The organism is Moorena sp. SIO4G3 (assembly GCF_010692305.1).
In the GTDB taxonomy this organism is placed as follows: Bacteria; Cyanobacteriota; Cyanobacteriia; order Cyanobacteriales; family Coleofasciculaceae; genus Moorena; species Moorena producens_A.
Genome location: NZ_JAAHIG010000073.1, coordinates 24318 through 30625 on the forward strand (window position 1 = coordinate 24318; position 6308 = coordinate 30625).

The 6308-nt window shown below is 43.9% G+C and carries 7 protein-coding genes; 5 read left to right on the top strand and 2 right to left on the bottom strand.

The window, feature by feature from the left end; all coding sequences use genetic code 11:
* Positions 1 to 65 precede the first annotated feature (65 nt).
* A complete protein-coding gene (gene metH, locus F6J99_RS15445) occupies positions 66 to 3656 on the bottom strand; it encodes a methionine synthase (RefSeq protein ID WP_293113697.1) in 3591 nt (1196 codons plus the stop codon).
* Positions 3657 to 4244: 588 nt separating this feature from the next.
* Between metH and F6J99_RS15450 the strand changes: the two genes are divergently transcribed.
* The 5 genes from F6J99_RS15450 (at position 4245) to F6J99_RS15465 (ending at position 5963) form a co-directional block, all read left to right on the top strand.
* A complete protein-coding gene (locus tag F6J99_RS15450; protein ID WP_293113698.1) occupies positions 4245 to 4460 on the top strand; it encodes a hypothetical protein in 216 nt (71 codons plus the stop codon).
* A gap of 117 nt (positions 4461 to 4577) precedes the next feature.
* Positions 4578 to 4724, top strand: a complete 147-nt coding sequence (locus tag F6J99_RS45590; protein ID WP_365973399.1) for a type II toxin-antitoxin system RelE/ParE family toxin — start codon at positions 4578 to 4580, stop codon at positions 4722 to 4724.
* Positions 4717 to 4929, top strand: a complete 213-nt coding sequence (locus F6J99_RS15455) for a hypothetical protein (RefSeq protein WP_293113699.1) — start codon at positions 4717 to 4719, stop codon at positions 4927 to 4929. The genes F6J99_RS45590 and F6J99_RS15455 overlap by 8 nt, the downstream gene beginning before the upstream one ends.
* A gap of 122 nt (positions 4930 to 5051) precedes the next feature.
* Positions 5052 to 5792: a calcium-binding protein gene (locus F6J99_RS15460; RefSeq protein ID WP_293113700.1), complete on the top strand. Its 741-nt coding sequence runs from the start codon at positions 5052 to 5054 to the stop codon at positions 5790 to 5792.
* Positions 5793 to 5819: 27 nt separating this feature from the next.
* Positions 5820 to 5963, top strand: coding sequence for a hypothetical protein (locus F6J99_RS15465; RefSeq protein ID WP_293113701.1), 144 nt, complete (start codon positions 5820 to 5822; stop codon positions 5961 to 5963).
* Positions 5964 to 6078: 115 nt separating this feature from the next.
* Here the strand turns inward: F6J99_RS15465 and F6J99_RS15470 are convergent.
* Positions 6079 to 6308 (bottom strand): hypothetical protein (locus F6J99_RS15470; RefSeq protein ID WP_293113702.1); only part of this gene is annotated, 230 nt, incomplete at its 5' end.

A 6308-nucleotide genomic window follows, 5' to 3' on the forward strand; every position in this document is an offset into this window, starting at 1 on the left:
AAGTCCCCCAAAATTGGGGGATTTAGGGGGCTTGGATGTAGCAAATGAGACTTCTCAGACAACCTCTAAGCAGTAAAATATCTAGCGATTGGGTGATAAGCTACAATTGCCGTGGTAGATTGCTCTGGATACAACTGCTCACTCTCATCCATGTATAACTTGATGCGATCGCATTCCAACAAATCCAACTGCTTGTACTGATCCTGGAGATTTGGACAAGCGGGATAGCCAAAACTATACCGTGAACCTTGATAGCGCTGAGCCAACACATCCCGAATGCTATCGGGTTCTTGATCTGCGAACCCTAACTCCCGACGAATCCGAGCATGACTCCACTCTGCCAAGGCTTCAGCCATTTGTACCGCCAATCCGTGGTAATACAAATAATCGGTATATTGATCACCATCAAATAATTTCTTAGCGTACTCTGTGGCAATATCACCTACAGTTACCGCCTGCATCGGGAACACATCGAATTGACCAGCTTCTGCCAACTCCTTCGGTAAAAAGAAATCCGCTATACACAAACGCTTACCAGACCGTTGCCGAGGAAACTCAAATCGTGCCACCTCTTGCAATTCCTTCGAGTCTTTAGCGCCTTCGGAATTCATCCCTTGGGCATCATAAATTATCAAGGAATTCCCCTCAGCTAAACAAGGAAAATATCCATAGACTACCTGGGGATGTAACAAGTTCTCAGCAAGAGTTTTTTCCTTCCATTTGGCCAGAATTGGGTCAACCTTTTCCTTCAAAAACTGATTATACTCCTCCCTCGACTGGTCCTTTGGCTTCCGAAACTGCCATTGTCCAGCAATCAACGCCTGCAAATCCAGATACCAAAAGACTTCCTCGAAGGAAATATCTTCTGGCTGGAGTATCTTGGTTCCCCAGAATGGCGGTGTTGGACGCTCAAGATCCAAGGTTACCCCTTCCGAACGATTAGTATCTGGGGGAGTTGAAAGGGGAGTTACTGGTTGAGAGTTGTCTTTTGAACCATTCTCCTGCAACTTGTCAACTTTCAATTCCGAAGACTCTTCAACTGCTAAACCATTCTCTAGCTCATCGATAAACCCTTTGATATCATCCCAGTTACCAGCTGATTTGGCTGGCATTAACTTATCCATGAAATGGAGGTCAGAAAAGGCATCTTTACCATAAATCACCTGACCGTTGTAGGTATTCTGGCAGTCCTTATGGACAAACTTTGGTGTTAGAGCCGCACCCCCTAGAATAACTGGTACCGTAATTCCCCGCTCATTAAAGGTTGCCAGATTATCCTTCATAAAGGCGGTAGACTTCACCAGTAGTCCACTCATGGCAATACAGTCAGCATTGTGCTTTTCATAAGCATCAATAATATTGTCCACTGGCTGTTTAATCCCCAAGTTAATCACCTCGTAGCCATTGTTGGACAAGATGATATCTACTAAATTCTTGCCAATATCGTGAACATCTCCTTTCACCGTAGCAATTACAAAGGTACCTTTAGCATTCTTACCTGCTTCAGATTTTTCCATATATGGCTCTAAATAAGCCACTGCTGCCTTCATGGTTTGAGCAGATTGTAATACAAACGGCAGCTGCATTTGCCCAGAACCAAATAGTTCTCCTACCACTTTCATACCGTCGAGCAAAAAGGTATTGATAATCTCCAGGGGAGGATATTTTTCTCGGGCTTTCTCCAGTTGTTCTTCTAAACCAATCCGTTCCCCATCAATAATATGACGCTTGAGCCGCTCTTCTACCGATAGGTTTTCATCCTGGGAGCGATCGCGTTTTGTGGTTTTGCCTTCAAACAGAGTAGTCAGCTCGGCCAAGGGGTCATAGGTACACACATCCCCATCAAACTCTCGCTGATCATAAATCAGTTTTCGACAAACCTCTTGATGCTCTGGCTCAATCTTGGCTAAGGGTAAAATCTTACTAGCACTGACAATGGCTGCATCCATCCCCGCTTGCATTGCTTCGTGCAAGAACATAGAATTAAGCACAATTCGTGCTGCTGGGTTTAGTCCGAAGGAAATATTAGAAACACCCAGGATAACATGACACCCAGGCAATTCTTCCCGAATCCGACGAATGGATTCGATTGTCCCTTTGCCGTTTTCCCGGTCTTCCTCAATTCCTGTGGAAATTGGTAACGCTAGAGTATCAAAGAAGAGTTCATGAGCTGGGATACCATATGCGATCGCATCGTTATAAGCACGTTTAGCAATTTCAAACTTCTTATCCGCTGTCCGAGCCATACCATCTTCATCGATAGTACCAATTACCACTCCCGCGCCATAGATTTTAGCTAACTCCAGTACCTTATAGAACCTAGGTTCCCCATCTTCGTAGTTAGTGGAGTTCAGGATAGACTTACCCCCAACCACCTTTAAGCCAGCCTCCATCTTTTCCCATTCCGTAGAGTCCAGCATCAGGGGTAAGGTAGAATTTTTTACTAAACGGGAGGCCAATTCGTTCATATCCCGCACTCCATCCCGTCCCACATAGTCCACGTTAACATCTAGGACGTTAGCGCCTTCCCGGATTTGGGATTTAGCCAAAGATACCAATCCATCCCAATCTTCTGCATTGAGCATGGTGCGGCACTTTTTAGAACCACTAGCATTGAGCCGTTCACCAACAATTAGGAAAGAATTATCTTGCTCATAAGGCTGGGAGCTGTAAATCGATGCTGCTGACGGTTCATGCTTAGGATGCCGTTCCTTCGGGGTCAGGGTTTTGGCAACCTCCGCTAACTGTTCAATATGAGCTGGCCTAGTACCGCAACAGCCACCAATAACTTGTACTCCCAAATCCTCTACAAAATGCATCAGTGCCATCCGCAGTTCCATGGGAGTAAGCCTGTAGTGAGCATGCCCTCCGACATTTTCCGGTAATCCAGCATTAGGGATACAAGAAACCACAAATGGGGAACATTCAGACAAGTATTTGATATGTTCCTTCATTTGCTCTGGCCCAGTGGCACAGTTAAGACCAAGGATATCAATCGGGTAAGGCTCTAGAATCGTTAGCGCCGCATTAATTTCTGACCCTACCAGCATAGTACCCATCACTTCCATAGTGATCGATACCATCAGTGGCAGTCTTGCCCCTTTTTTTTCAAATACCTCTTCTATGGCATTCAGGGCTGCCTTAATTTGCAGCACATCCTGACAGGTTTCCACGATCAGCAAATCAGAACCGCCATCATACAACCCTAAGGCTTGTTCCACATAGGCGTTCTTCAAGGTATCAAAATCAATATGTCCCAGGGTAGGGAGTTTAGTACCAGGACCCATGGACCCTGCCACAAACCTAGGTTTTTCTGGAGTGGAGTATTCCGCTGCCATCCGTTTCCCTAGTTCCGCAGCAGCTTTATTGAGGTAATAGGCTTGGTCAGCTAGATCATATTCTGCCAGTACAATCGAGGTACCGCCAAAGGTATCGGTTTCAATCACATCTGCTCCCACCTCCAGGAAGCCCCGATGCACCTTTTCCACTGCTTCTGGTTTAGTATGGACTAGGTACTCATTACATCCCTCGTACTCAGGTCCACCAAAGTCTTCAGCAGTGAGGTTTTGGGTTTGGAGAGAGGTTCCAGTTGCCCCATCAAATACGATAACCGGGCGCTTTGGGCTATGGAGGTGATTGAGAAAAGGGCTATTCATAGATTCGATTCAGTTGCTATTTATTGACTTCAGTGGTGTGTTAACCGTTGACAGTTTAGGTAATTTAGTTGATTTATGTTGGCTCTTATAATTACTTTATCAAAAATCCACCAAATTATTTTATTTTATTTTTTGTATAATTTAAAGATTATACAAAATTAGGTTTTAACGAGACTATAAGTGGCAGTTTGTTGACAGTTTAAGGTTTAATGTTGAAGGTAAAAATTGAATTTCAATAAAAGTTACAAGCAACAGTAATAACAAAACTAGTTTAGACAATTTATTATTATTTTAATACTGGCTGGGCAACGTTAATTAACTAGTTTACCCGAACCCATTAAAGCAGATTAATAGCGTTGAACATACTTATAGTTAACAGATGCAGCGCTAACGACTCGGTTTACGTCGGCACGGATCTCTTGGAAAAGCCCAAGGGATCGTCTGTCCCTAAAGTGCAGCACAAGTTAGGCAGTACAGAGATTAAAAACTTGGTTATAGTTTGGCTAGCGAATTGTCTCCAATTCGAGAAACTAACAATCTCCTATAAAAAAGTGTATACTATAGAGTAACTATGTGATGGGAGAGACAATGCCAGTTAAAGACCTCACAATTGAAGAGTTTAAGGTTCTCATCCAAGAAACAGTGACTGAAACTCTAGAAGCACTGTTGAGCGATCCTGATAAAAATAAACAACTAAGACCTGAGGTTGTGCAAGAGTTGATTGATTCGGTGCATCGCACTCAGCTTGGAGAGCCTGGTATTCCTGCAGAGGAAGTAGCTGAGAAACTTAGCTTGAATTGGTAATGAGCTACCGCGTAGAGTTTACAGCAAAGGCAATGGTCGGCTTGGAGTCAGTTACTTCAACGGTGCAAGAGCGAATTATACAAAAAATTCGCGCTCCTTTGCGATAACTTTGATGGAATTACTCCCCAAGCACTCAGTGCAAATTTAAGTGGTCTCTTCAAACTCAGAATTGGGGATTACAGGGTAATTTACTCTTTTGACAATGAGGCTAAGTGCATCACAATCCACAAAGTGGCTCATCGGCGAGACATCTATTATGACTAGTCATTGGAACCCTCTAAGAAACAAAACTTCTGCTGAGCATATATACTCCTTCCAAGAACGAACTAGTTTTTTTAATCCTGAAGCTGCTTTTGCCCAGTGGGTTGCTATAGCAATCCGTGTCGGAATTGTGAGAATTTTTGATGGCATATTCCCTACTCCCTACTCCCTACTCCCTACTCCCTACTCCCTACTCCCTATTCCCTGATTAACCCATTAACCCTAGAATCTAAATTTCAGCCAATGTGGCAATACAACTAGAGATAAATCGTTTGTAATAACTATAGAAGGCTTGATTCCCTATTGGGAAAAAAACAAGGAGAAGTTAACATGGCAGTTATCAACGGTGATGAGGGGAATAATACTCTCGTTGGTACTCGGTTTGACGATGAGATCAATGGTTTTGATGGCAAAGACTTTCTCTTCGGTAGAAGCGGTGATGATACCCTAAATGGAGGGGATGATGAGGACATACTCTTGGGCGGACTAGGTCACGATTCCCTCAACGGTGGGGGAGATGATGATTTGCTGTTTGGAAACCAAGGCGATGATAGTCTTGATGGCGATACTGGCAATGACAGACTGTTTGGGGGCAGTGGCAACGATAACTTAATGGGTAGCTTTGGCAAAGATACCCTCAACGGTGGCAGTGGCAATGATACCTTAGTTGGTGTAGATATCTTTGACGAACAACCGGGTCAGTTGGAGAGGGATACTCTCACTGGTGGTGCAGGCAAAGATACCTTCGTTCTCGGAGATCCCTTTACAGTTTATTATGATGATAGTCAAGTTCGATTCATCATTGCGCCTCCTCCCACAGAACCCCCTCCAAGCTACGCTTTGATTACTGACTTTGAACCCGGTAAAGACGTTATCCAGCTCAAAGGAGCCATAGAGTATACATTAGAAGATGTTGAGCTTCTTAATGGCGTTTCTGGTCTAGGAATCTTCTTCGATGCTGACGGTTTTGAAGGTAACGGTTCTGAGCAACTGATTGGTATTATCCAAAGCCAAGAATCCTTAGATGGCCTGCAAATTAATATTGGTCGGGCAATCACGACTATTTCTTAATTCCCCTCCGGAAGAGAGTGTGGGGAGATGGGGAGATGGGGAGATGGGGAGATGGGGAGATGGGGAGATGGGGAGATGGGGGAGTGTGGGAAGTGTGGGAAGATTTTTAGTGCTAATGGGGTATCGAACGATGGGATCGCCTCAAGCCAAAAATGCGTTCGCGTAGCGTGACCTATGGTCAATCGCTTAGCGTGACCTATGGTCAATCGCGTAACGTGGCCTAGGCCAATCGCATTCATCCCATCCTTAGATCCCTTCAACTTTTTCCTGTTCCCTGTTCCCTTGTTTACATCTTAACTAAAAATGCTATCGCTATTTCAGTTTCCTGTCTTTTGTTGTCATCAAAGACAGGAAGCTGTTTTTTTTTATTACCAATAATAACTACAATTAAGTAAGCTATCAAGATTAGGCTGAATGATGATAGCTTATAGTTTACATTATAAACCAAATATAGCAATTCTCTATGCCATGAGGTACAAAGGGATCCCCCTAAATCCCCCTTATCAAGGGGGACTA

What these genes read in the sequence shown, in the direction of transcription:
- F6J99_RS15465 (WP_293113701.1), top strand. Translation starts at nt 5,820, where the DNA reads ATGGGGAGATGGGGAGATGGGGAGATGGGGAGATGGGGAGATGGGGAG.
- F6J99_RS15455 (WP_293113699.1), top strand. Translation starts at nt 4,717, where the DNA reads ATGACTAGTCATTGGAACCCTCTAAGAAACAAAACTTCTGCTGAGCAT.
- F6J99_RS15450 (WP_293113698.1), top strand. Translation starts at nt 4,245, where the DNA reads ATGCCAGTTAAAGACCTCACAATTGAAGAGTTTAAGGTTCTCATCCAA.
- F6J99_RS15460 (WP_293113700.1), top strand. Translation starts at nt 5,052, where the DNA reads ATGGCAGTTATCAACGGTGATGAGGGGAATAATACTCTCGTTGGTACT.
- metH (WP_293113697.1), bottom strand. Translation starts at nt 3,656, where the DNA reads ATGAATAGCCCTTTTCTCAATCACCTCCATAGCCCAAAGCGCCCGGTT.